Here is a 24,269-nt window from a genome sequence, read left to right on the forward strand (position 1 = left end):
CCCCCATGACGCCACCGCTTTCGGTCACGTTATCGTGCAATGACAATCCGGGCAGACCAGGCCCGGACCTCGGGCTCAGTCGCCCGCTGCACGACCCACACCCCCGGTGGGGGCGAGCTCTTCGACCAGCGCCGCGGTGGGTGCCGAGATCTCGCGGACCCCCGCATCACGCAGCTCGCGCTCCATCTCGGCCGCCGCGGCGCGGACACCGTCGGGGCCCGACTCGAGCCACACCGCGCGGAGCAGGTCCCGCCACAGCAGCTCGTCGGTCGGCGCCACGCCGAGGCCGGTCGCCACCGCCGCCCGCGCGCCCGCGGGGTCGTCGTCGTCGAGGCTCAGCACCGCCAGCCGGTGCGCCGCGTCGACCAGCAGCGCACGGGAGTCCCGTTCCAGCCGCGCGCGCGCGAGCCACGAGTAGCGTCCGGCGGGGACGTCCTCGACGGCCGCACCGCGCACCAGCCCGAGCGCCTCGCGCAGCAGCGCGGCCTCCTGCGCCCGGGTCCTCTCGGTGCGGGACGCGGCGAGCAGCGAGCGCGCGACGTCCCAGTCGAGCACCGCACGAGCGCCGAGCACGAGGTTGCCGTCCATGGTGTGCCGCAGGTGCGGCGCGCCGTGGGCGTCCTTGCCGAGCCACTCGCGCGCACGCGCGACAGTCGCGTTGAGCACGGCGGTCGTCACCCCGCGGGGCCACACGGCCGCGCCCAGCACGGTCGGGTGCACGCCTTCGGGGTGCAGGGCCAGGTGCACCACCAGCTCGGTGCACAGCTCGCGGCGCTCGTCGTCGATCGGTCCGTCGGCCTCGACCACCGGCGTGCCGAGCACGAGCACCCGGACCGGTGCCGCCCACAGGTCCGCGGTCCCGAGCGCGCGGCCGCTCGCGGCCAGGTCGGGACGCTCGAGGTGGCCCTCCACCTCGACACCGCCCACCTGCTCCTCCACCTCCTGGGGTGCGAGCAGCCGTCCGAGCGAGGCGATCCGACGAGCCGAGAGCCGGTTGGCGGTCACGCTCAGGCCGAGCACGCCCACCCGCAGCGACCCTTCCGCGTCCACCTCGATGCGCCACCGGGCGCCGGGCACGTCGCCCACGACGATCGCCCCCCACGGCGCGCGGCCACCGTCGGCAGCCACCTCCGCGATCCGCCGGGCCTCCTCGGGCGAGGGCGTGCGCCCCGCGACCAGGTACTCCGGCGTCCCGGTTCCGCCGGAGCCGCCACGCACGCGCCCGGCCAGCACGCTCGTGCCGAGCACGTCCGCCTGCCGCGCGCTCAGCGCCGGGAGGGCGTCGGCGACGCCCGGCACCGCGCGGTACCGCTCTCCCCCGACCTCGGCGAGCTCCTGCGGCAGGTCCACCCCGCTGACGCGCAGGCCGTCCGACCAGGAGTTGGTGACGAGCTCCGCGGCGATCGCGGTCGCCACCTCGGCCGCCACGGCCTCGTCGCCCACGATGCTGATCGTGCCCTGAGCCGCCTCGAGGTCGACCAGCACGTCGGCCTCCTCCGGGCTGCGGCCCAAAGAGACGAGCCCCGGGTACGGGGCCGCACCGAGCCGGCCGGCGGGGACCGGGGCGTCCGCGGCGAGGTGCCACTGCCGCCCGCCCTCGGCCACGGTCCACGGGGACGGCGCGTGCGCGTCGGCGGGCGCGAGGAAGAGCGTGAGCCGCGTGTCGTCGATCTGCGCGGCGTACACGGGCGGCAGGTCGCGCCCCGCCGCGGCGCACAGCGCGGCGAGCTGGCGCAGCGAGGTGTCGAGGCGACGCGCGCGAGCGGGGTCGGCGCCGAGGCGCAGGGCCACCTCCATCTCCACGGCGTCGTCGCCAGGCTCGGGCGTCCGGCGCCGGCGCCGGACGGCCACCATGGCAGCGAGCAGGCCCGCGGCGAGCAGGCCCGAGCCGACCAGGCTCTGCACGTCGTCGGCCGTGCTCGCCTCGTCGGCGACCGATGCCCCGGGCTGCACCGTGTCCGCGGCGCCGCTCGTCTGCGTGGGAGCCTCGACGGGCGCATGGAGCGGCGGCGTCACCGTGCTGGCCGGAGCCACCTCGGTGACCGTCACGCGGGCGACGCCCGCGGCGTCCTCGGGCATGACGAGGAGCCAGCCGGGCTGGATGAGCCGCGCCAGCGTGAGCTCCTGCCCGTCGGGCTGCGGGCGGCCCTTGTTGAGCTCGTAGATGTCGTGGTATCGGCGTCCGTCGCCCATGTGCCGCTCGGCGATGTCCCAGAGGTTGTCGTGGTAGCGCCCCTCCGGCGGGGTCACCACGGCGACCTTCTTGCCCACGAGCTCACGGCCCTCGTCCTCGTCGAGCACGATGTCGCCCAGGTGGTAAGTCTTCTCGCCCTCCGCCGACGCCTCCTGCTCGGCGTGCGCCTGGTCGGGTGCGGCCTGCGTCGTACCGGGCACGGCAGAGGCCACGGCCGCGACGTTCGACGCCGCCACGTGCTCGATCGTCGCTGTCGTCACGGCGTTGGCCTGCCCCGCGGCGGTGACCAGCAGCAGCACGGCCGCCACGAGCGTGCGCGCCGCGCGCTGGCTCGGACCCGCCAGCGGCACGCGCGCGGGCATGCCCACGCCGCGGATGGCCGACCGCAGCTCGACGAGGACGCAGACCGTGAACTGCAGCCACGCGAGCCACACGACCCACGTGAGGATGGTGACGATCTGCTGAGCGCCGATCGATCCGGTGAGGTCCTCGCGAGAGGGCAACGACGGCATGCTCAGCCCGCCGCCGAGCAGCAGCAGCGCGACGGGCACGCCGACCACGAGGAGCAGCAGGACCAGGGCGGCACCCGCGCCGCTCCACCGGGACCGGGTGGCCTCGATGTCCCCGTCGACCTGCTGGAACCGCTGCGGTCCGCGCTCGGGCACCGGACGCTCGGTCGGCGACGCCGCGTGGCGGGTTCGTGCGCTCACGGCGCACCTCCGATCTCGTTGATGATCCCGACCGTGGCACGCGCGGTGGCGGAACCGGTCACGTGGAACGTGTCGATGTTGACGAGCGACAGCAACGTGGTGGGGACGTCGTCGCTCACGCTCACGTCGACGGAGTCGGCGCGGACCGCGACGCGCACGTCGCCTCGGTCGTAGCCCTGGTGGGACAGGAAGCTCAGCGCGGCCTCGCGCGCGGCCGCCTCGTCGACCACCACGGTCCCGCGCCCGCGCAGGGCGACGTCGTCCACCTGGTTCGCGCCGGCCCGGGCCGCCTGCTCGGCGTCGTCCGCGGCGGTCGCGCGCGCGTTGATCGCGCGCCCACCGTCCACCACCAGGCCGGCCAGTGCCATGAGCACGACGATCAGGCCGATGACGAACACCGACATCGTGCCGGTGTCCTCCGCGCGCAGCCGCCGCGTCAGGGTGCTCACAGTGCTCACGGCGCCTCCCCCACGCGGCGGAACTCGTCCAGCGGGGCCGAGCTCGAGGCTGTCACGGACGTCGACCCGGGCAGGCCGAGGCTCGACAGGTCGGCCCAGGACACCGTGCAGCTGAGCTCGACGGTGAGGGTCTCGCCGCGCGCGAACGCACCCGTGAGGGTCGCCGGTCGGCACCGGGCGCTCGAGGGCAGGGCGGCGGCCGCGGACGTCCGTGCGGCCGCGCGGGCCGATGCGACGTCACGCTCGAGCGTCGCCGCGCGGACGGACTCGCGGGCCGCGGCCTGCACCTGTCCCTCGACGCTCACCAGCCGCCCGGCGGCGACCACCAGCATCACGACGAGCAGCATGATCGGGACGAGCACCACGACCTCCACCGCCATCGAGCCGCGATCGTCGACGCGGCGCACCGGCTCCCGGGCTCCCGTCACCGGTCCTCCCGGAACTTCTCGACCGGACCCTCGACGCTCTGCGAGACGCGCGGCGCCAGGCCCGGGATGATCTCCTGCGACCGGCCTGTCACCGTGGCGCGGACGCGATCCCCCGGCAGGCGGATGACAGTGACCGTGACGTCGTGCAGGTTCTTCTCGCCCACGGCCGCGGCATAGGTCTCGCCGCGCGCAGTCGCGGCAGCAAGCGCCGCGTCCGACCCGCCGCCCGTGCGCGCGACGCGGGCGGCCTCCCGCGCCGTGGCGCCGGCGACCTCCTGGCCGAACCAGCTCAGCGCGAACTGCACGATCAGGAAGGTCACGAGCATGAGGACAGGCGTGTACAGCACGAGCTCGATCGCGGTGGTGCCGCGATCACGCTGCTCGCGCCGGACCCGGCGTTGCCACCAGCTCACGGACCACCCGGCGCGGCGGGGTCGGTGTCGAGGTTGTTGGCGGAGGCCACGACCTTGTCGTAGATGATCTTGCCGACGAAGGCGGTCAGCAGCACCAGGATCCCGGTGATGATGACCCACTCGATCGCCGACGCCCCGAGGTCCTCGGTGCTGCGCGCCCGCGCGAAGCGCCGGCGCAGCTCCATGAGCATGAACCCCTGCGGCGTGAGGGGAGACAGACTGAACATGTGGTGCCTTTCTGGTTGAGCCGTCGGACGACTGCGGCTGACCCGACTACCCGCTGGTGAACACGTTGGTCATGGCGGGGTACAGCAGGAACACGAGGAACCCGACGCAGAGCAGCAGCTGGGCCACGAGCATCGACTGGGAGCTCTCGCCCGCCTTGCCCTCGGACTCGGCGAGCTCGCGCCGGCGCAGGGAGCCGGCCCGGGCGGCGAGCGAGTCGCGCACCTTCGCGCCGTCCTCGGCGACGAGGGCGAGGGCGGCGGCCAGGTCCCGGAGCTCGTCGATGCGCAGCTCCTCACCGAGCAGGCCGAGCGCCGACCACGGCGTGCGGCCGTGCAGGCGCGCGGACCCGAGCGCGTTGCGGATGCGGACCATGCCCCAGCTGTCGCTGAGCTCCGACGCGCTCTGGAGCGCCTCCGGCACGCCGCGCCCGCCGGCGAGGCTCATGGCGACGAGGTCGAGGAACGACCCGACCACGTGCCGGAAGTCGCGGCGCCGCGCAGACGCCTGCCCTCGCACCATGAGGCTCGGCAGCCAGGCGCCGACGAGGGCGGCGAGCAGGCTGAGGGCGAGCGGCGCGGCGAACGACACCGAGCCGCCGACCACGGCCGCGACGCTCGCGAGCACGATGGGCACGAAGAAGCCGGCCACCGCGCTCAGCACCGAGGTGGCCAGGTGCGCCTCGAGCGTGCGGCCCACGACGGCGAGGTCCGAGCGCAGCTGGCCCAGCTCGACCCCCACGCGCGAGAGCGCGTCCGCGGTCGACCTGCCCAGCGTGCGCTTCCACGCGGCGTCGGAGGCCCGTCCGGGGTCGGCCGCGACGGTCTGAGCGCGCTCGCGCACCTCGGCCCGGCGCACGTCCAGACGCGCCAGGGCGCTCGCCGGCTGGGTCCGCGGCGGTGCCACGACCAGCACGAGGAGCAGCACACCGAGCCCGACGACGGCACCGGCCAGCAGGACGACGATCATCGGCCGTCCTCCTCGACGAGGAAGCGCGCGGGCATGTCGACGCCGGAGAGCCGCTTCATCCACCAGAAGCCGGCGGCGAACAGTGCCCCGATGACCAGCAGCACCACCTGGCCGGTCGCCGAGTCGTACGGCTCGACGTAGTCCGGGTTCGCGAGCGTGATGCCCGCCATGACCGCGAGCGAGAAGATCGTCACGATCTGTGCCGAGCGTCGCGTGGAGCTACGTCCGGCCGTGACGCGCTGGCGCATCTCGAGCTCGGCGCGCGCGGCCTCCGACAGCGAGGTGAGGACCTGGCGCAGGCCCGGGCCGCGCAGCTTCGCGTTGAGCACGAGCGCGGCGACCACGAGGTCGGCGCTGGGGTCGTCGAGGTCGTCGGCGAGCCCGCGCAGCGCGACGGCCAGCGGGACCCGGACGCGCAGCCGGTCCACCAGGAGGCGCAGCTGGGGCTGGATGGCCGGTGACGCGGCGTAGACCGTGGCCGGGATCGCCTGCTCGAGGCCAACCGCCCCCGCGATCGTGTCGCGCAGCGACTCGGTCCACGACGCGAGCCCCTCGAGCCGCGCGGTCTGCCGCTTCTCGGCCTTCGCACCGCCGAGCAGCGACGGCGCCGCGAGGGCGAACGCACCGGCGCCCACGGCCGCCACCGGCCACTGCGTGACCACGAGCGTCACGAGGCCGACCGCGGCCGCGACCAGGCCGCGCTTGCGCGCTCGGCCCATCGAGCTGGGGCCGCCGCGGCGCACCTTCGGCGGGGCCGGCGTGGTGCCCATGATCGCCACCACGAGCAGCAGGATCCCGGCGCCGACCACGGCACCGGCGGCGATGACCAGGAGCGTGGACGCGGGGATCATCGCGCACCACCCAGCGCGTAGGACGGCTGGTAGCCCACCGCGACGAGGTCGTCGAGCGAGGCGATCGGGGCCGCGGCCGCCGCGACGCCGTCCGAGCCCGCCGCGAAGATCTCGCTCGACAGCACGCGCCCGTCGACGCCGTTGACCTCGCGGATGCTGGCCACGTAGCGGCGCAACCGCCCGCCCGTCGAGTAGTCGTTCTGCTTCTGCACGAAGACGACGAAGTCGATCGCGCCAGCGATGAGCATCATCGTGGCCTCGACCGGCAGCCGCTCGACCGACTGGATGGCGTAGGTGGAGATGCGGTTGAACACCTCGATCGAGCTGTTGGCGTGGATCGTCGAGAGCGAGCCGTCGTTGCCCTGGCTCATCGCGTTGAGCATCGTGACGATCTCGTCGCCCAGCACCTCGCCCACGATCACGCGGCTCGGGTTCATGCGCAGGCTGCGCCGCACGAGCTCGGACATCGGGATCGCACCGTTGCCCTCGGAGTTGGGCAGCCGCTCCTCGAAGGACACGACGTTGGGGTGCAGGTCGGGGAACTCGCCGAGGCCGAGCTCCAGCGCGCGCTCCACGGTGATGAGGCGCTCGTGGGGACCGATCTCGTTGGCGAGGGCCCGCAGCATGGTGGTCTTCCCGGCGTTGGTGGCGCCCGCGATCATGATGTTCTTGCGCGCGGCCACGGCTGCCGACAGGAATGCGGCGACGTCGGGCGTCACGGAGCCGAACCGGACCAGGTCGTCGAGGTGCACGCGGGACAGCCGCGACCGGCGGATGGAGATCGCGGGCCGCGAGCACACGTCCATGACGGCCGACAGGCGGCTGCCGTCCGGGAGCCGCAGGTCGAGCTGCGGGTTGGCCGCGTCGAACGGGCGGCTGGTCAGCCCGGAGTAGGCACCCAGGATCTGCACCAGCTCGACGAGCTCGTCGTCCGACTCGGCGACCGGACCCCACCGCTCCTCGCGCCCGTCGCCGTACTGCACGAACACGTTGTCGAACCCGTTGATGTCGACGTTCTCCACGTCGGGGTCGTCCAGCAGCGGCTGCAGGCGGCCGACGCCGTACAGCGCGGCGTGGATGCCGGCGGAGATCTCCTCCTCGTCCTGCGGCGTGGGCGGCGTGCGCCCGCTGGCCATCTCGCCGCGGGCGTGCGCGTCGAGCACGCGCGCGATGACGGCACGGGCGAACTGTCGCTCGTCCTCGCTCGACATCGCGGGCAGTCCCGCGGCCGCGTCGTCGCGCCGCTGCCGGGCGAGGACGTCCGCGACCTCCTCGCGCAGCCGGCGGACGAGCGTCTGGTCCAGGCTCATGCGCGTCCCCGCCCCAGGCCTGCGCGGGCGTAGTGCCGCGACTCGGCGAGCTCGTGCACCGGCGCCACCAGCTGGCGGGCCGAGCGGACCAGCAGCGACCGGTCGATGCCGCGTGCCACCCGGGCGGCGATGACGTCGGCCGACTTCTGGTCGATGCCGACCGCGCCCAGCACGGGGATCGACAGGCCCGCGTGGCCCAGCAGCAGCTCGAGGTCGCGGACCGCGCCGGTCTCGCGCGGCTCCGTGACGGCGATGACGCCGATCGCGGGCATCGGGCGCATGCCCGAGTCCATGGTGGACAGCCAGCGCAGCCGCTCGCGCAGGTGCGCGTAGCCCTCGATGGTCGGCCGCACGACGAACACGAGCGCGTCCGAGTCGAGCACGAGCGGCAGGACCGGGCTGTCGGGCGTCAGGCGGCCCACGTCGGCCAGCACGGTGCCGGGGTGCTGGCGCAGCACCGCGCCGAGCGAGGGCCACACGGGACCCATGCCGGCCACCTGCCCGGGCGACTGCACGCCGCACACCACCTGCAGGCCGCCGTCGATCGTCTGCAGGTGCGGCTCGAGCGAGGTGACGCCGCGGCGCGCCTCCACGGCGAGCGTGAGCAGGCCGACGTCGGGGTCGAGCGGGCTGCCGTCGGGCGCCGGCGACCACAGCGAGACGTCGCCGCCCGCCGGGTCGCCGTCCACCAGGACCACGTCCTGGGGCCAGACCGAGGCGAGGACGCGCGTCGTCGTCGTGACGCCGGGCGAGCCCTTGGCCGAGGCGATCGAGACGAGCACGTCAGTCGTCCTCACCGACGGGAGCGCCGCGCGACACGAGCGTCGCCGCGAGCGAGCCGTCCGCGGCGACCGCGGCGACCTTGGGGCCGGCGGACGCGTCGACGATGAAGGTGGCGACCGTGCCGCCGGACGACGAGTCACCCTCGCGCACCGAGCTGACCCGGGCGTCGGGGACCAGCACCGTGCCCTCGCCGTCGACGACCTGGACCAGCTGGACGACGTCGCCCGCCTCCAGCCCGCTCGCGGGCACGCGCCCGTCCGCGAGCGAGGCGCCGACGGCGACGGACCCGGGCTGCAGTGGGGCGCTCTCGACGAGCATCGTCGTGTCGAGCAGCTGACCGCCGACGAGCGACACGCGCGCGTACTGCCCCACGACCGCGTCCTTGGAGTCGGCCGAGATGAGCGAGGTGCCCTCCGACGCGACCGACGTGGTCACGAGGTCGCCCGAGGTGATCTGCGCGCCCGCGGAGACGTCGCGCGCGAGGGCGAGCACGGGCACCCGCGAGTCCTGGCGAAGAGCGACGAGCCCGGCGATCGCCGCGCCGCCCACGATCAGCAGGACAGCGAGCACCGCCAGCAGCGGACGCCGCTCACGCGGCGCCTTCGGGAGCCGGTCCCCCGTGCCGACACCCGCAGCCGGGGCGAGCCCGCGAGCCTCCCGCGTCCGACGACGGTCGGTGACCCCGTCCTGCGGCGTCGTGCCCGTGTTCGTCGTCATGCATCCCCCTGGTTCCGCGCTGCTCGGCCACTACGACCGGTTGGCACTATAAACAGCGCCTTTCGGACACGCCTGCCCAGTCCGCGTTCCGACGCGCTTGTCACCCGATCGGAGGGCCGCCCCCGCGCGCGTGCTCACGGGGTCGTCGCGACCACCCGAGGCCATCGGTCCTCGGCCGGCGGCGCCCACACCTGCGGGTCCGCCTCGACCTGGTCGCCCGAGCGGATGTCCTTGACCTGGCCGAGCGCGTCGGCCCCGTCGGCGGGGAACCAGACGAACGGGATGCCGCGACGATCGGCGTGCCGGATCTGCTTGCCGAACTTCGCCGCCGCGGGAGCGACCTCCACCGGGATGCCGCGGGCCCGCAGGGTCGCCGCGACGGCGTCGGACCGGTGCCGCTGGTCCTCGGCGTTGACCGCGACGAGCACCGCGCTGGGCACCGACCGGGTGGCGCGCACGAGGCCCGCGCTCAGCAGCCGCGAGACGAGCCGGGAGACGCCGATCGACAACCCGACGCCGGGGTAGCTGTTCGCTCCGTCGGACGCCAGCGTGTCGTACCGACCGCCCGAGCAGATGGACCCGAGCTGCTCGTGGCCTACGAGCACCGTCTCGTAGACCGAGCCCGTGTAGTAGTCGAGCCCGCGCGCGATCTTGAGGTCGGCGACGACGACGCCCGGCGCGCGCTCGGCCGCGGCCCGCACCAGCGCGCCGAGCTCCTCGAGGCCCGCGTCGAGCAGCGCGTGCCCGGCGCCGTGCACGTCGGCGAGCGCGCGCACGCGCTCCACCACCGTGGCGTCGGAACCGCTGATGGCAGCGAGCTCGAGGCACGCTGCGGCCTGCTCGGTGCTCGCGCCCGTCTCGGCGACGAGCAGCGCGGCAACGGCGTCCGGGCCGATCTTGTCGAGCTTGTCGATGGAACGCAGCACGCCCTCGACGTCGTCGAGCCCGAGGCCTCGGTAGAAGCCCTCCGCGACCTTGCGGTTGTTGACCAGGATCCGCACCGGCGGCACCCCGATGGCCTGGAGCTCCCCGAGCGCCTCGGCGATCACCAGGGGCAGCTCCACCTCGACGTGGTACGGCAGCGCACCCGCCCCGACCACGTCGATGTCGGCCTGCACGAACTCCCGGAACCGACCGTCCTGGGGGCGCTCGCCACGCCAGACCTTCTGGATCTGGTAGCGGCGGAACGGGAACGCGAGGTGACCGGCGTTCTCGAGCACGTAGCGCGCGAACGGGACGGTGAGGTCGAAGTGCAGCCCCAGCTGGCCACCACGCTCGGGGGGCGCGTCCGGGTCCTCCTGCAGCCGGCGCAGGACGTACACCTCCTTGGAGGTCTCACCCTTGCGCAGCAGCTGGTCGAGCGGCTCGACCGCCCGCGTCTCGATCCCGGCGAACCCGTGGAGCTCGAACGTGCGGCGCAGCACGTCGAGGACGTGCTGCTCGACGATGCGGCCCTCGGGCAGCCACTCGGGGAATCCGGACAAGGGGGTCGGTCGCGCCATGGCCCCGATCCTTCCAGACGTCGCGCGGCGGGCGAGCACGGTGCCCGCTCGTCGGCCCGATCAGTCGGCCCGGTCACAGGTACGGGTTGCGCCCCAGCTCGGTCGCGATGTCGCTCGTCGGGCCGTGGCCGGGGACGACCAGCGTCGCCGGGGGCAGCGCGGCGACGACGTCGCGCAACGTCGTCGCCATCCGCTCGCCGTCGCCGCCCGGCAGGTCGGTGCGGCCGATGGTGCCGGCGAACAGCACGTCGCCGGTGAACGCGACGGGCTCGCCGTCCACGTCGAGCAGGTAGAGCGACGAACCCTCCGTGTGCCCGGGCGCGTGGCGCGCGACGACCCGCAGACCGCCGAGCTCCAGCACCGTGTCCTCGTCGCGACCCCGGGTGGCGTCCGACCCGAACGTCCGCACGTCCGCCGGCGGTCGGTACGCGGCGGGGTCGACGCCGACCGCGGCGATCGCCTGGGCCAGGGGGCCGCCGCGGTCGTGCGGGGCCGCCCCGCCGAGCAGGCCGAGCGTGCCGAAGGGGTCGTCGAGGCGGTAGGCGTCGGCGGCGTGCAGGTGCAGCGGAACGCCCAGCGCCTCGCACAGCGCGCCCGTGTCCCACGTGTGGTCGACGTGCCCATGCGTCGCGAGGACCGCGACCGGGCGCAGGTCGTGCTCCCGCACGTACGCGACGACGTCCTCGGTGACGCCGACGCCCGCGTCGACGACCACGCACGAGCGGTCGTCCGCGACGACGACCGTGCACCGAGCCCCGAACACCGGCGAGACGACCGCGAAGACCTCCATGGCGCGACCGTACCGGTCCAGACCCGCCGCCGTTGCCGGACTGTGACCTGGGTGCGCGCCCTGCTGGTGGTGGCGGCCCGCGCCTTGCCTAGACTGTCCCGGGTTCCCCTGTGCGATGCGGCATGACCCGTGTCGTCGCACCGACAGGGCCGTCGACGGCAGACGACACATCGAGGAGAGTGCGTGTCCAGCAAGCGCGAGCGCGAGTACGAGCAGCGCCGGTACGAGAAGTGGCAGCAGCGCCAGGCGGAGCACCGCGCCGCCCGTCGCCGCCAGCGCATCGTCGCCGGCTCCGTGCTCGGCGGGCTCCTGCTGGTGATCGCCATCGTGGCCGTCGTGGGGGCCACCAAGGACGACGACACCCCGACCGCCTTCGCGACCGACACCCCCCCGGCGTCCGCCAGCGCCGAGCCGACCGCCAGCGGCGAGCCCACGGCGAGTCCCGGGCCCTCGGCCACGCGCGACCCGCTGACGCCCGACCCGGCCCTCGCCGAGGCGCGCACGTGGACCGGAAGCCTCGACCTCAGCCAGGGCGACATCGGCATCAGCCTCGACGGCGCCGCCGCGCCGCAGGCCGTCGCGAACTTCGTGACGCTCGCGGACAAGGGGTTCTTCGACGGCACCAAGTGCCACCGGCTCACCACCTCCGGCATCTACGTCCTGCAGTGCGGCTCGCCGGACGGCACGGGGACCGACGGCCCGGGATACTCGTGGGGACCCATCGAGAACGCCCCGGCTGACGGCGTCTACCCCGCGGGGACGATCGCCATGGCGCGCGTCGGCAACGACGGCAGCTCCATGGGCAGCCAGTTCTTCCTTGTCTACAAGGACAGCACCATCCCGGCAGACGCTGCGGGCGGTTACACCGTGTTCGGCCACATCACGTCCGGCCAGGACGTGCTGACGGCCATCGCCGACGCGGGCACCACGGAGGGGACCGAGTCCCCGGTGCACGACGTCATCATCGAGGGAGTGAAGGTCAAGTGACGCAGACCCCGGACCAGCCGAGCGTGCCCGACGAGGCACCCGCGGCGTACGCGCCGCAGGAGCCGACCACCGTGGAGGAGGCCGTCGCGGCCGAGCCCGAGGCCATCCCCGAGGCACCGGTCGCCGACCTGCCCGCCGAGGACGCTCCCGCGGCACCTGCCGAGGCCGACGACGCTCTCGCGGCACCTGCCGAGGCCGACGAGGCTCCCGCCGCCCCGGCGACCGATGGGCCTCCCGCTGCCCCGGCGACCGACGAGGCCGCAGCCACCGACGAGGCCGCGGCCACCGCCCCGGAGGCCGACGCCCCGGCGGCTGCCGACGAGGCCGCAGCCACCGACGAGGCTCCGGCGGAGGAGGCCCCTGCTGCGGAGGCCCCCGCCGAGAAGGCGCCCGCCGCCTCCGCACCCGCCCCGGTGCCGACGCCCCGGCCCGTGCCGCGTCCCCGCCCGGGCGGTCCCATCCCGGTCCCCCACCCGCCCACGGCGCCCGTCGCGGCGGTCGCGGCACCCGTGCCGCCGCCCGCCGACGCCGCCGAGGCCGCGCTGGCCGCGACGTTCGGCAGCGTGGACGACGAGGGCAACGTCTCGGTCCGCGAGGCCGCGGGCGAGCGCGTGGTCGGTCAGTTCCCCGGCGCGAGCCGCGACGAGGCCCTCGGCCTGTACGTGCGCCGGTTCCTGGACCTGCAGGCCAAGGTGGCGCTCTTCGAGGCCCGGCTCTCGGCGACGGACCTGTCCGTCAAGGAGATCGACCAGACGCTGGCCCGTCTCACCACCGAGCTCGCCGAGCCCGCCGCGGTGGGCGACCTCGACGGGCTCCGCGCCCGGCTGGACTCCCTGCGCTCGGTCGCCGCCGAGCGCCGCGTCGCCGCCGAGGCCGAGCGGCTCGCCGCGCGCGCCGCCGCGGTGGAGTCACGCACCGCGATCGTCGAGGCCGCCGAGAAGATCGCCGAGACGGAGCCCAGCCGCATCCAGTGGCGCCCCGCAGGGGAGCAGCTGCGCCTGCTGCTGGACCAGTGGAAGGACGCTCAGCGCAACGGACCGCGGCTGGACCGGCCCACCGAGGAGTCGCTCTGGAAGCGGTTCAGCCACGCGCGCACCACGTTCGACCGTGAGCGCCGGCACTTCTTCGCCGAGCTCGAGCAGCGCAACTCGTCGGCGAAGCAGGCCAAGGAGAAGCTCGTCGCCGAAGCCGAGCGGCTGCAGAACAGCACCGACTGGGGTGCGACAGCCGGCGCCTTCCGCGACCTCATGGCGCAGTGGAAGCTGGCAGGCCGTGCGAGCCGTGCCGACGACGACGCGCTGTGGGCCCGGTTCCGCGCCGCGCAGGACGCGTTCTTCGCGTCGCGCGACGCCCAGAACGCGGCGACCGACGAGGAGTACCGAGCGAACCTCGTGGTGAAGGAGGCGCTGCTGGCGGAGGCCGAGGCGCTGCTGCCCATCCGTGACCTCAACGCGGCGAAGCAGGCCATCCGCGGCATCCAGGACCGCTGGGAGGCAGCCGGGAAGGTGCCGCGTGCCGACGTGCAGCGGGTCGAGGGGCGCCTGCGCGCCGTCGAGACCGGCATCCGCGACGCCGAGCAGGCGCAGTGGACGCGCAGCAACCCGGAGACACGTGCCCGTGCCGAGGGCGCGGCCGCCCAGCTCGAGCAGGCGATCGCCGGGCTCGAGGCCGACCTGGAGAAGGCGAAGGCGGCCGGCGACAAGCGCAAGATCGCCGACGCGCAGGCCGCCCTCGACGCCCGGCGGGCCTGGCTCGAGCAGGTCCAGCGCGCAGCGAGCGACGCCCGCGGCTGAGCCCGTCGCCCGACGGCCCGTCCCGGTTTTCCCGGGGCGGGCCGTCGGCTTTTCCACAGGGCGTCGGCGGGCGCCGCCCCGCGTCGCGCGCGGACGGCATGCTGGCGCCATGGGATCTGCCCTCGCTCCCTTCCGCCCTCCGCCCGACCCAGGTGTCGTGGGCGTTGTGCGCCGGTCCGAGGTGCCGTCGAGCGCCTGGCACGGGCAGCTCAGGGACGGTGCGCTGAGGCTCGTCTGGGGCGGGCTCGCGGTCGCCTCCGACGTGCGCGTGACGCCGGAGCTACGCGCGCTCGCGCTGGCCGACCTCGTCCCGCCGCGCACCGTGGTCGGGCGCTGCTCGGCCGTGTGGGTCCACACGGGGGTCCGCGAGCCGGTGCGTCTCGAGGTGCTCGTCGGGCGACGCGCGCGTCACGCTCCCCCGCACCCGTGGCGCACGTCGGCGGAGGCCGACCTGGCCCCCGACGACGTGGTCCGCCTCGCGGGCGTCGGCGTGACCTCGGTGCAGCGCACCGGCACGGACCTCGCGCGCGTCCTACCCGTCGACGAGGCGGTGCCGCTGATCGTGCGGCTGCTGCCGCTGGGGTTCGACCTCGACGCGGCGGCGGGGACGCTCTCGGCGCTGCGCGGGCACCGCAACGTCCGCACGGCGATGCGTGCCCTCTGCGCCGTGGATCGGGCTCAGGCGCGGATCGTCGGCTCCTCGGCGCCCTTGGCACCCGTGATGCGGTAGACGTCGAACACGCCCTCGACCTTGCGCACCGCGGACAGCACCGACGCGAGGTGCGACGGCTCGGCCATCTCGAACACGAACCGCGAGAGCGCCACGCGGTCCCGGGACGTCGAGACAGAGGCGGACAGGATGTTCACGTGGCTGTCGGACAGCACCCGGGTCACGTCGGACAGCAGCCGCGACCGGTCGAGGGCCTCGACCTGGATCTGCACCAGGAAGAGGGCGGACGACGACTGGCTCCACTCGACGTCGACGATGCGCTCGGGCTGCGCTCGCAGCGAGTCGACGTTGATGCAGTCCGTGCGGTGCACGCTGACCCCTGCGCCGCGCGTGACGAAGCCCATGATCGAGTCGCCGGGCACCGGCGTGCAGCACTTGGCCAGCTTGACCCAGATGTCGTCGATGCCCTTGACCACGATCCCCGGGTCGCCCGCACGCTGGCGGCGCCGGCCCTGCCCCGGGCGCGTCGCCTCGGCGATGTCCTCCTCGGCGGCCGGCTCGCCGCCCATCGAGTGCACGAGACGCTGCACGACGGTGGCCGCCGAGACCTGCCCCTCGCCCACGGCCGCGTAGAGCGCCGACACGTCGGCGTAGCGCATGTCGTTGGCCAGGGCCACGAGCGACTCGTGCGAGAGCAGCCGCTGGATCGGCAGGTTCTGCTTGCGCATCGCCTTGGCGATGGCGTCCTTGCCGTGCTCGATCGCCTCCTCGCGACGCTCCTTGGAGAACCACTGGCGGATCTTGTTGCGGGCACGCGGGCTCTTGACGAAGCCGAGCCAGTCGCGCGACGGGCCCGCGGTCTCCGACTTCGACGTGAAGACGTCGACGACGTCGCCGTTCTCCAGCGTCGAGTCGAGCGGCACCAGCCGCCCGTTGACGCGCGCGCCCATGGTGCGGTGCCCCACCTCCGTGTGCACGGCGTAGGCGAAGTCGACCGGCGTCGAGCCCGACGGCAGGCCCATCACGTCGCCCTTGGGCGTGAACACGTAGACCTCGGAGCCCGCGATCTCGAACCGCAGCGAGTCGAGGAACTCGGTGGGGTCGGCGGTCTCCTTCTGCCAGTCCACCAGCTGCCGCAGCCAGGTCATGTCGTTGCCGGCGGCGTCGGTCGTGCCCGCAGCGCCCTGGTTCTTGGCGCTCTCCTTGTACTTCCAGTGCGCCGCGACACCGTACTCCGCACGGCGGTGCATGTCGTGCGTGCGGATCTGGATCTCGACGGGCTTGCCGCCCGGGCCGATCACGGTGGTGTGCAGCGACTGGTACAGGTTGAACTTGGGCATCGCGATGTAGTCCTTGAACCGGCCGGGCACCGGGTTCCATCGCGCGTGCAGCGCACCGAGCGCCGCGTAGCAGTCCCGCACGGAATCCACCAGCACCCGCACGCCGACCAGGTCGTAGATGTCGGCGAAGTCGCGGCCGCGCACGATCATCTTCTGGTAGATCGAGTAGTAGTGCTTGGGCCGCCCCGTGACGGTGGCCTTGATCTTCGCGGTGCGCAGGTCGGAGCCCACCTGCTCGCGGACCACGGCGAGGTACTCCTCGCGGGCCGGCGCGCGTTCGGCGACCAGGTGGACGATCTCGTCGTACACCTTGGGGTACAGGGTCGCGAAGGACAGGTCCTCGAGCTCCCACTTGATGGTGTTCATGCCGAGCCGGTGCGCCAGGGGCGCGTAGATCTCGAGCGTCTCGCGGGCCTTCTTCTCGGCCGAGGTCGCCGCCACGAACTTCCACGTGCGCGCGTTGTGCAGCCGGTCCGCGAGCTTGATCACCAGCACGCGGATGTCGCGCGACATCGCCACGACCATCTTGCGGACGGTCTCGGCCTGCGCCGCGTCGCCGTAGGTCACCTTGTCCAGCTTGGTGACGCCGTCGACGAGCATCGCGACCTCGGGGCCGAACTCGCGGCGCAGCTGGTCGAGCGAGTAGTCGGTGTCCTCGACCGTGTCGTGCAGCAGGGCCGCCACGAGCGTGGACGGCGTCATGCCCAGCTCGGCGAGGATCGTCGCCACCGCCACCGGGTGTGTGATGTAGGGGTCGCCGCTCTTGCGCAGTTGGCCACGGTGCGCCTTCTCGGCCACCACGTACGCCTGCTCCACCACGGCCAGATCGGCCTTGGGGTGGTTGGTGCGGGCGGCCTGCAGCACGGGCTCCAGCGCGGGGAACGCGGGGCCGCTGCGGCCGCCGAACCTGGACAGGCGCGAGCGCACGCGACCGGACGAGGTCCCGTAGGGATCCGTCAGGGCGGCAACCTGAGAACCGGTCGCTGCCGAGTCGACGTCGTCGCTCAAGCCCTACCCCCTCGCGCTCGGGTGGTCCCCTCACGGATGAGCCGGCGGGGGAACCGATTCGCAGAGTCTACGGCCGCCGACGGGCAGTCACGCCCGCCGTGCAGGTCACGGCACCGAGACCAGCGCGTGGACCGCGTGCCCCGCCAGCTGCGCGCGGCCGGCCAGGGCCTCGATCTCGACCAGGAACGACAGCCCGACGACGGTCGCACCGCACCGCTCGACGAGCCTGATCGTCGCCGCCGCGGTGCCTCCCGTGGCCAGCACGTCGTCGACCACGAGCACCCGGGCACCCGCCGGGATGGTCGAGGGGTGGAGCTCGATGGTGGCGTCCCCGTACTCGAGCGAGTAGCTCTCGGACGCCAGGGGCCCGGGCAGCTTGCCGGCCTTGCGCACCGGGATGAGACCCGCGCCCAGGTGCACGGCGATCGGTGCCGCGAGGAGAAACCCGCGCGCCTCCATCCCCGCCACCAGGTCGACGGGGCCGCCGGCCTGCACCGCGAGGGCGGCGCAGACCTGGGCGAACGCGTCGCCGTCGGCGAGCAGCGGCGTGATGTCACGGAACAGGACCCCCGGCTCGGGGAAGTCCGGCACCAGCCGGACCAGCTCCTCGACGCGGCGCGCGGCGGCCTCGAGCTCGGGGGTCCGTCCGCTCATCGGGTGGGCTTGCGCTTCTTGGGCTGGGCCGCGACGCCCTGGTGGGACCCCGGGCGCAGCTGGCCGGCCGCGTTGACGGAGCCCGCGTGCACCGTCGCGTCGTCGGCGCCACCTGCACGCCGGCCGGCGAGCACGCGGGCCGTGTGGTCCTTGATGGCGGCCTCGCGCTCGCGCAGCGAGACCTCGAGCGGCGTGGCCAGGAAGACCGAGGAGAACGTGCCGATCAGCATGCCGACGAACAGCGCGAGTGCGATGTCACGCAGCGTGCCTGCCCCGAGGATGAACGCGCCCACGAACAGGATGCCGGCGACCGGGAGCAGCGCGACGACCGAGGTGTTGATCGAGCGGACCAGCGTCTGGTTGATCGCGAGGTTCGCCTTCTCGGCGTACGTGAACCGCGTCTGGTCCAGCGTGTCCGCGGTGTTCTCGCGCACCTTGTCGAACACCACGACCGTGTCGTAGATCGAGTACCCGAGGATGGTCAAGAAGCCGATGACCGTCGCCGGCGTGACCTCCCAGCCGATCGCGGCGTAGACGCCCACGGTGACCAGCAGGTCGTGGAACAGGGCGACGAGACCCGCGACCGCCATGCGCCAGTTGCGGAAGTAGATCGTCATGACGATGGTCACGAAGATCAGGAACACGATGATGCCGGTGATGGCCTTCTTCGAGATGTCCTTGCCCCACGACGGGCCGATGAACGAGCTGCCGATGTCGTCCTCGGTCACGTCGAACGCCGTCATCAGGGCGTCCTTGACCTCCTCGACCTCGGCGTTCGAGAGCGTCGCCGTCTGGATGCGCAGCGAGCTGGAACCGATCGCCGTCACCTGGGGCGACTCACCGGGTGCCACCGACTGCACCGTGTCGATGGCCAGCTGCTCGTCGTCGGTGTCCACGTTGGACACGACGAACTGCGAGCCGCCGCTGAACTCGATGCCCGGGTTCAGGCCGGGCTTGACGAGCAGCAGTGCCGACAGCACCACCAGCACCGCCGAGATCGTGAACCAGATGCGACGGCGACCGACGATGTCGTACGACCGACGCCCCGTGTAGAGGTCGTTGCCCCACTGGGCGAAACCGGCGGCCATCAGACCTCACTCCCGTCGGTGCGCCCAGGGGCGTCGTCCTCGTCCGTCGCAGCCGCCTTGCTGGCGGCCGCCTTCTGCGCGGCGCGCCGCTCGGCGATGGTCATGCCCGCCGTCTCCGGCGTCACGCTCGTGGTGCTGGTCGTGCTCGCGGTTCCCGCGGTGCCCACCGTGGCGGGGACGCGGGGCTCGGCCGCGGCGTCATCCGCGGTCGCGTCGTCCTTCGCGGCGGCCGGACGCGGGGTCGAGACCTTGCCACGACCCACGTACCGGGGCGCGTCGATGACGCCGAGGCGGCGCGGGTCCAGGCCCGAGGCCCGGTGGCCCTCGGAGAAGAACTTCGTCCGGGCCAACAGCTCCATGACCGGGTGCGTGAACATGAACACGACGAGGATGTCGACGAGGGTCGTCAGACCGAGCGTGAAGGCGAAGCCACGCACGCCACCGACCGCGAGCACGTAGAGCACGACGGCCGCGAGGAAGTTGACCGCGTCGGACGCCAGGATCGTGCGGCGTGCGCGCGACCAACCACGCTCGACTGCGGCGCCGAGGGTCCTGCCCTCGCGCAGCTCGTCGCGGATGCGCTCGAAGTACACGATGAAGGAGTCGGCGGTGATACCGATCGCGACGATCAGACCGGCGACACCGGGCAGCGAGAGCCGGTATCCCTGCGTCCAGGACATCAGCGTGATCATCCCGTAGGTGACCACGCCGGCGACGACGAGCGACGCGACCGTCACGAGGCCGAGGGCGCGGTACTGGAAGAGCGAGTACACGACGACCAGCGCGAGACCGATGAGGCCCGCGAGGATGCCCTTCTGCAGCTGGTCGGCGCCGAGCGTCGCGGAGATCTGCTCCTCGCTCTGCACCTCGAAGGACATGGGCAGGGAGCCGAAGTTCAGCTGCTGCGCCAGGCTCGCGGCGGACTCGCGGGTGAACGAGCCCGAGATCGTCGCCTCACCGTTGGGGATGACGCCGTTGACGGACGGGGCCGAGACCACCAGGCCGTCGAGCACGATGCCGAACTGGTTGAGCGGCGGCTGCTGCGGGAACAGGCGCTCGGTGGTGTCCGCGAACTGGCTCGCGCCCTTGGAGTCGAACTTGAGCGTGACGACCCAGTCGCTGCCGACGCCGCCCGACGGCAGGGTCTCGAGGCCCGAGCTGGCGCTCGAGATCCGGTCGCCGTCGATCTCGACCGGCCCCAGGATGTACTTCGCCGTGCCGACCACCTGGCCGCCGATCGTCTGCGACTCGCAGGTGACGAAGGCCTTCTCCGGGTCGCCGTTGACGCCACCGGTGAGGTTCTTCGGGTCGGAGCAGTCGAGGTTGTCGTACTCCTCCTGCACCGCGGGCGTGACGTAGTAGGCGACGTCGCTCGGATTGTCCGGAGCCGCCTTCGACGGCTCCGTCGAGGCGGGGGTCGGCTCGGCCTTCGGCGTCGCCGACGGGGTGGCCGCCGGCTTGCTCGCTCCCGCGGTCGCCGTCGCGGTGGGCGCGGGCGTCGCCGCGTCGGTGGCACCGGCAGTCGGCGTCGCGGAGGGGTCCTCGCTCGCCGTCGGGCCGGGCGCACCCTGCGCCAGCACGGGACGGAACTCCATCTGGGCGGAGGTCCGCACCAACTTGAGCGTCTCCTCGCTGGGCTTTCCCGGCAGGCCGACGACGATCGTGGTGCCGGACCCGCTGCCCTGGCTCGTGATCTCGGCCTCGGACACGCCCGACGCGTCCACGCGCTGGCGGATCACGTTGATGGCCTGGTTGATCTGGCCGCTCGTGGGCGCCGTCTCCGAGACGGGCTTGAGCACGACCTGCGTGCCGCCCTCGAGGTCGAGCGCGAGCTTGGGCGTCCAGGTCGCGTCAGACCACTTGGTGCCCGCCCAGATCGTCCCGAACAGCGCCAGGATGATGACGCCCAGGAAGATGAGCGTGCGGACGGGCCTGCTACGGCGTGTGGGAGGAGCCAACGGAGTTTCTCTCTCGTGCGCGCACCGGCTGGTCGGCCAGCCGGTGGGGTGGGGGCCCGCGGGGTACCTCCGCGGACGCCTGCGGTTACTTGGTGTCGGGCTCGTCCTTGTCGGCGGCGCCCCGGGCGTCCTTCGGCTCGTCCTTGGTCAGCGACGGCAGGGACGACAGGTCGTCCGGCACGCTGATCGCGTCGTCGTCGGCGTCGTCGCGCCACTCGTCGGCCGGCTCGTCCACGGGCGGCTCGATCTTCTTGGCGATCGCCGCGCGGATCCAGCGCGTGCGGCCGCCACCGGGCTCGGACTCGAGGGTGATCGCCTCGTCGTCGACAGCGACGACCGTGCCGAAAAGACCCGAACCCGTCATGACCTCGTCGCCCGGCTGGAGCGTGTTGCGGAACTCCTGCTGGGCCTTCTGCTGCTTGCGCGTCCGGCGGGACATCAGCCAGAAGGCTCCGACCGCGAGGGCGAGGATCAGCAGGAACGAGTAGTTGCTGCCGCCACCGCTGCCACTCGTACCTGCGGCGATCACTTCGGCGTGGTTGGTCACAAGAATTCCTTCGGGTCGGGCGTGTCGGCCGCAGTCTAGGCGCAGCGGCCCGCCGCTCCAACGCGCAGTCGGTGCACGGGGTTCCCGCCTCCCCGACGAGCCGCCTGCGGCCACCAGGAGTCGCGGCCCCGGTGGGCCTCCGGGAGGAACTGTAGTCGCCCGCCTGCGCGGATCGCGTCAGCTGGTGGGTGTTCGCTGCTCAGTGTGCCGGTCGGTGTCTGCTCGTCGGCGTCAGCCGAACAGCGCGCCCTGGTCCCGCGGCACGGACATCCCGAGGTGCGTCCACGCGGGCGGCATCGCGATCCGACCCCTCGGGGTCCGGCCGACGAACCCCTCGCGGAACAGGAAGGGCTCCGCGACGGTCTCCACCGTCTCTGGTTCTTCCCCCACGGCGACCGCGAGGGTTGTCAGGCCCACCGGCCCCCCGCCGAACCGCGTGCAGAGAGCGGTCAGGACGGCCCGGTCGAGTCGGTCGAGACCGCGCTCGTCGACCTCGTAGACCGTCAGCGCCGCGCGCGCCGCCTCAAGCGTCAGGTTGCCGTCGCCGCGGACCTCCGCCCAGTCGCGCACGCGACGCAGGAGGCGGTTGGCGATGCGGGGCGTGCCTCGGGAGCGCGAGGCGATCTCCGCCGCGGCGTCGTGAGACAGGGGGACGCCCAGCAACCCGGCGGAGCGCACCAGCACGCGCTCGAGCTCGTCGGCGTCGTAGAAGTCGAGATGCCCGGTGAACCCGAACCTGTCACGCAGCGGCGCCGGGAGCAGCCCGGCACGCGTGGTGGCACCCACCACGGTGAACGGCGGCAGCGCGAGCGGGATGGCGCTCGCTCCCGCGCCCTTGCCCACGACGACGTCGACGCGGAAGTCCTCCATGGCGACGTACAGCAGCTCTTCGGCCGGCCTCGCCAGCCGGTGGATCTCGTCGATGAACAGCACCTCGCCCTCCTCGAGCGAGGACAGCACCGCCGCGAGGTCACCCGCGTGCTGGATGGCGGGGCCGCTGGTCACGCGCAACGACGCGCCCATCTCGGCGGCAATGATCATGGCGAGCGTGGTCTTGCCCAGCCCCGGCGGACCCGACAGCAGGACGTGGTCAGGCGCCCTGCCACGGTTGCGCGCGGCCTCGAGGACCAACGAGAGCTGCTCGCGAACCACGCGCTGCCCGACGAACTCCTCGAGCCGCCGAGGGCGGAGCGCCGCCTCGGCCGCGCGCTCGACGTCGTCGGCGCCGGTCCGCACCAGCGACTCCGCGGCGAACCGCTCGGTCACCAGCTCGTCCTCGTCGAAGTCAGGCACGCCCGCCCCCGAGCGTGCGCAGTGCCGCGCGCAGCACGCCGGCCACCTCGTCAGGGCCGACGGGGCCTTCGACGCCGTCGAGCACGGTGGTCACCGCGTCGTCGGCGACGCGCGCGCTCCACCCGAGCCCGACCAGCGCCTCGACCACCTGGTCGCGACGGTCACCGGCGACGACCACCGGCGGGATCCCCGAGACGGACACCGGAGCGGGCGCTCCGATGCGGTCCTTGAGCTCCAGCACGATGCGCTGCGCACCCTTGCGGCCGATTCCGGGGACGCGCTCGAGCGCCTTGAGGTCCTCGTCGACCACCGCACGCCTCAGCCCGTCCGGCGTGTGCACGGCGAGCATGGCCAGCGCGAGGCGAGGCCCGACCCCGCTCACCGTCTGGACGATCTCGAAGACCTCCCGCTCGTCGTCGTCCGCGAAGCCGAACAAGGTCAAGGAGTCCTCGCGCACCACCAGAGAGGTGTGCAGCGTGGCGCTGGCGCCGACGCGCAGGCCTGCGAGTGTCGCCGGAGTGGCCTGCACGAGCATGCCGACGCCGCCCACCTCGATGACCGCGGCGTCGAGCCGCACCTTCTGCACCGTGCCATGCACCGACGCGATCACGCGCGCCTCCCCGTTCTCGCGACCCCGAGCGCACGTACCGCGCGCAGCGACCACTGTGCCACAGGCATCCGAACGTCTGTACGAGGACACGCCTATCGGGGGTCCGTGTGCCCCGTCGCTCGCTCCGGCCGGTTTCACCCCCGATCGACGAGCACCGAGCGCCGCTCGACCACCTCGAACGCAGGGCTCACGGTCGTCGTCGTGGCCGTGCCCACCACGTCCCGCCAGCGCGCGCTGCCGTCCACCCGATACCGACCCGACCATGTGGTGGTGAGCGTGATCGTTGCCTCGCCCAGTCGCTTGAACACGCGCGAGACGTACTGCTGCGGATATGCGCGGCCCGGCCCGTCGGTCGTGAACGGCTTGCCATCGCCGAACGTCCACGTGAACGACTCCGGCTTGACGACGACGTCCACGCCGACACCGAGCACCTGCGTCCGCAGCGACTGCTCGTCGTCGTCGGAGTACGCGATCGTCTCCTTGTTCACCAGCACCCAGCCTCGATCCGGCTGGATGGTGAGCGACGACGGCGCGATCGGGAGACGGCGGAAGTCCTCTTGCGTGAGCGTCGGCAGCAGGTCGACCGGGCAGTACCAGTCGGTCCGCTGCTGCCACTCGCCCCACGGTGCGGCCGGATCGGTCCGCGTACGGCTCCACCACGGCTGTTGCGGCTCGTCTCCGTCGCAGTCGATCTGGACGGCCGGCGACGGAATCAGGTCACATGGGTAGGTCGAGGAGAAGTTCAGGGCAGTCGTGTACGTGCCATCTCCCGCGCAGGAAGGCGACTGCATCCAGTCAGTGAGGCGCTTCTTGGGATCGGGCTCGCTCGAATCGTCGACGATCCGCTGCCGATTGGCTGCCTGCGCGGTCAACTCCACGACGTCGTCATCTGACTTCGCTTCAATATCGCCCGCGAAGGAAGGCCCAGCGATCGTCACGAGAGCGAGTGCGAGCAGTGCGCCGATCAACGC

At 73.2% G+C, this 24,269-nt stretch carries 23 protein-coding genes; 3 read left to right on the plus strand and 20 right to left on the minus strand.

The features are described from left to right. Window positions 1-75 precede the first annotated feature (75 nt). The 12 genes from QRT05_RS07885 to QRT05_RS07940 all read right to left on the minus strand — a co-directional run bounded on the left by QRT05_RS07885 (window position 76) and on the right by QRT05_RS07940 (window position 11,350). Window positions 76-2,904, minus strand: a complete 2,829-nt coding sequence (locus QRT05_RS07885) for a hypothetical protein (RefSeq protein WP_289446532.1) — start codon at window positions 2,902-2,904, stop codon at window positions 76-78. Next, a complete protein-coding gene (locus QRT05_RS07890; protein WP_289446533.1) occupies window positions 2,901-3,362 on the minus strand; it encodes a TadE/TadG family type IV pilus assembly protein in 462 nt (153 codons plus the stop codon). The genes QRT05_RS07885 and QRT05_RS07890 overlap by 4 nt, the downstream gene beginning before the upstream one ends. Further along, on the minus strand, window positions 3,359-3,790 hold the full coding sequence (locus tag QRT05_RS07895) for a TadE/TadG family type IV pilus assembly protein (protein ID WP_289446534.1): 432 nt from the start codon (window positions 3,788-3,790) through the stop codon (window positions 3,359-3,361). The genes QRT05_RS07890 and QRT05_RS07895 overlap by 4 nt, the downstream gene beginning before the upstream one ends. Then, window positions 3,787-4,203 (minus strand): TadE family protein, encoded by a 417-nt coding sequence (locus tag QRT05_RS07900; protein ID WP_289446535.1) that lies wholly within the window; start codon window positions 4,201-4,203, stop codon window positions 3,787-3,789. The genes QRT05_RS07895 and QRT05_RS07900 overlap by 4 nt, the downstream gene beginning before the upstream one ends. Then, window positions 4,200-4,430 carry a hypothetical protein gene (locus QRT05_RS07905; protein WP_289446536.1) on the minus strand — a complete coding sequence of 77 codons (231 nt, stop codon included), beginning with the start codon at window positions 4,428-4,430 and terminating at the stop codon, window positions 4,200-4,202. The genes QRT05_RS07900 and QRT05_RS07905 overlap by 4 nt, the downstream gene beginning before the upstream one ends. 46 nt (window positions 4,431-4,476) lie before the next feature. After that, window positions 4,477-5,397, minus strand: a complete 921-nt coding sequence (locus tag QRT05_RS07910) for a type II secretion system F family protein (protein ID WP_289446537.1) — start codon at window positions 5,395-5,397, stop codon at window positions 4,477-4,479. Continuing rightward, complete coding sequence (locus tag QRT05_RS07915) at window positions 5,394-6,248, minus strand: type II secretion system F family protein (protein WP_289446538.1); 855 nt, start codon at window positions 6,246-6,248, stop codon at window positions 5,394-5,396. Before QRT05_RS07915 ends, QRT05_RS07910 begins: the two co-directional genes overlap by 4 nt. After that, window positions 6,245-7,558 (minus strand): CpaF family protein, encoded by a 1,314-nt coding sequence (locus tag QRT05_RS07920; protein WP_289446539.1) that lies wholly within the window; start codon window positions 7,556-7,558, stop codon window positions 6,245-6,247. The genes QRT05_RS07915 and QRT05_RS07920 overlap by 4 nt, the downstream gene beginning before the upstream one ends. Further along, window positions 7,555-8,355 carry a hypothetical protein gene (locus QRT05_RS07925; RefSeq protein ID WP_289446541.1) on the minus strand — a complete coding sequence of 267 codons (801 nt, stop codon included), beginning with the start codon at window positions 8,353-8,355 and terminating at the stop codon, window positions 7,555-7,557. Before QRT05_RS07925 ends, QRT05_RS07920 begins: the two co-directional genes overlap by 4 nt. After that, a complete protein-coding gene (locus QRT05_RS07930; protein WP_289446542.1) occupies window positions 8,342-9,058 on the minus strand; it encodes an SAF domain-containing protein in 717 nt (238 codons plus the stop codon). The genes QRT05_RS07925 and QRT05_RS07930 overlap by 14 nt, the downstream gene beginning before the upstream one ends. A 134-nt stretch (window positions 9,059-9,192) precedes the next feature. Then, complete coding sequence (gene hisS, locus QRT05_RS07935) at window positions 9,193-10,560, minus strand: histidine--tRNA ligase (RefSeq protein ID WP_289446543.1); 1,368 nt, start codon at window positions 10,558-10,560, stop codon at window positions 9,193-9,195. Between the two features lie 73 nt (window positions 10,561-10,633). Continuing rightward, a complete protein-coding gene (locus QRT05_RS07940) occupies window positions 10,634-11,350 on the minus strand; it encodes an MBL fold metallo-hydrolase (RefSeq protein WP_289446545.1) in 717 nt (238 codons plus the stop codon). 183 nt (window positions 11,351-11,533) lie between these two features. On the opposite strand from QRT05_RS07940, the gene QRT05_RS07945 reads away from it, so the two are divergent. The 3 genes from QRT05_RS07945 to QRT05_RS07955 all read left to right on the plus strand — a co-directional run bounded on the left by QRT05_RS07945 (window position 11,534) and on the right by QRT05_RS07955 (window position 14,860). Continuing rightward, a complete protein-coding gene (locus QRT05_RS07945) occupies window positions 11,534-12,337 on the plus strand; it encodes a peptidylprolyl isomerase (protein WP_289446546.1) in 804 nt (267 codons plus the stop codon). Next, on the plus strand, window positions 12,334-14,130 hold the full coding sequence (locus tag QRT05_RS07950; protein ID WP_289446547.1) for a DUF349 domain-containing protein: 1,797 nt from the start codon (window positions 12,334-12,336) through the stop codon (window positions 14,128-14,130). Before QRT05_RS07945 ends, QRT05_RS07950 begins: the two co-directional genes overlap by 4 nt. A 157-nt stretch (window positions 14,131-14,287) precedes the next feature. Next, entirely contained in the window at window positions 14,288-14,860 is a 573-nt protein-coding gene (locus QRT05_RS07955) for a hypothetical protein (protein WP_289446548.1), read from the plus strand. On the opposite strand, the gene QRT05_RS07960 is transcribed toward QRT05_RS07955, so the two are convergent. The 8 genes from QRT05_RS07960 to QRT05_RS07995 all read right to left on the minus strand — a co-directional run bounded on the left by QRT05_RS07960 (window position 14,809) and on the right by QRT05_RS07995 (window position 24,266). Beyond that, on the minus strand, window positions 14,809-17,148 hold the full coding sequence (locus tag QRT05_RS07960; RefSeq protein ID WP_407650317.1) for a RelA/SpoT family protein: 2,340 nt from the start codon (window positions 17,146-17,148) through the stop codon (window positions 14,809-14,811). The two genes, QRT05_RS07955 and QRT05_RS07960, sit on opposite strands and share 52 nt — an antisense overlap. A 105-nt stretch (window positions 17,149-17,253) precedes the next feature. Next, entirely contained in the window at window positions 17,254-17,802 is a 549-nt protein-coding gene (locus QRT05_RS07965; RefSeq protein WP_289446549.1) for an adenine phosphoribosyltransferase, read from the minus strand. Beyond that, entirely contained in the window at window positions 17,799-18,890 is a 1,092-nt protein-coding gene (secF, locus tag QRT05_RS07970; RefSeq protein ID WP_289446550.1) for a protein translocase subunit SecF, read from the minus strand. The genes QRT05_RS07965 and secF overlap by 4 nt, the downstream gene beginning before the upstream one ends. Further along, entirely contained in the window at window positions 18,890-20,848 is a 1,959-nt protein-coding gene (gene secD, locus QRT05_RS07975; RefSeq protein ID WP_289446551.1) for a protein translocase subunit SecD, read from the minus strand. Before secD ends, secF begins: the two co-directional genes overlap by 1 nt. An 85-nt stretch (window positions 20,849-20,933) precedes the next feature. Continuing rightward, window positions 20,934-21,395 carry a preprotein translocase subunit YajC gene (gene yajC, locus QRT05_RS07980; RefSeq protein WP_289446552.1) on the minus strand — a complete coding sequence of 154 codons (462 nt, stop codon included), beginning with the start codon at window positions 21,393-21,395 and terminating at the stop codon, window positions 20,934-20,936. A 231-nt stretch (window positions 21,396-21,626) separates the two neighbouring features. Then, window positions 21,627-22,688 (minus strand): Holliday junction branch migration DNA helicase RuvB, encoded by a 1,062-nt coding sequence (gene ruvB, locus QRT05_RS07985; protein ID WP_289446553.1) that lies wholly within the window; start codon window positions 22,686-22,688, stop codon window positions 21,627-21,629. After that, entirely contained in the window at window positions 22,681-23,298 is a 618-nt protein-coding gene (ruvA, locus tag QRT05_RS07990; RefSeq protein ID WP_289446554.1) for a Holliday junction branch migration protein RuvA, read from the minus strand. Before ruvA ends, ruvB begins: the two co-directional genes overlap by 8 nt. 134 nt (window positions 23,299-23,432) lie before the next feature. Then, window positions 23,433-24,266, minus strand: coding sequence for a hypothetical protein (locus QRT05_RS07995; RefSeq protein ID WP_289446555.1), 834 nt, complete (start codon window positions 24,264-24,266; stop codon window positions 23,433-23,435). Between the last annotated feature and the right edge of the window lie 3 nt (window positions 24,267-24,269).

Origin of the sequence: Cellulomonas edaphi, from assembly GCF_030362815.1 — a bacterium.
GTDB lineage: Bacteria > Actinomycetota > Actinomycetes > Actinomycetales > Cellulomonadaceae > Cellulomonas > Cellulomonas edaphi.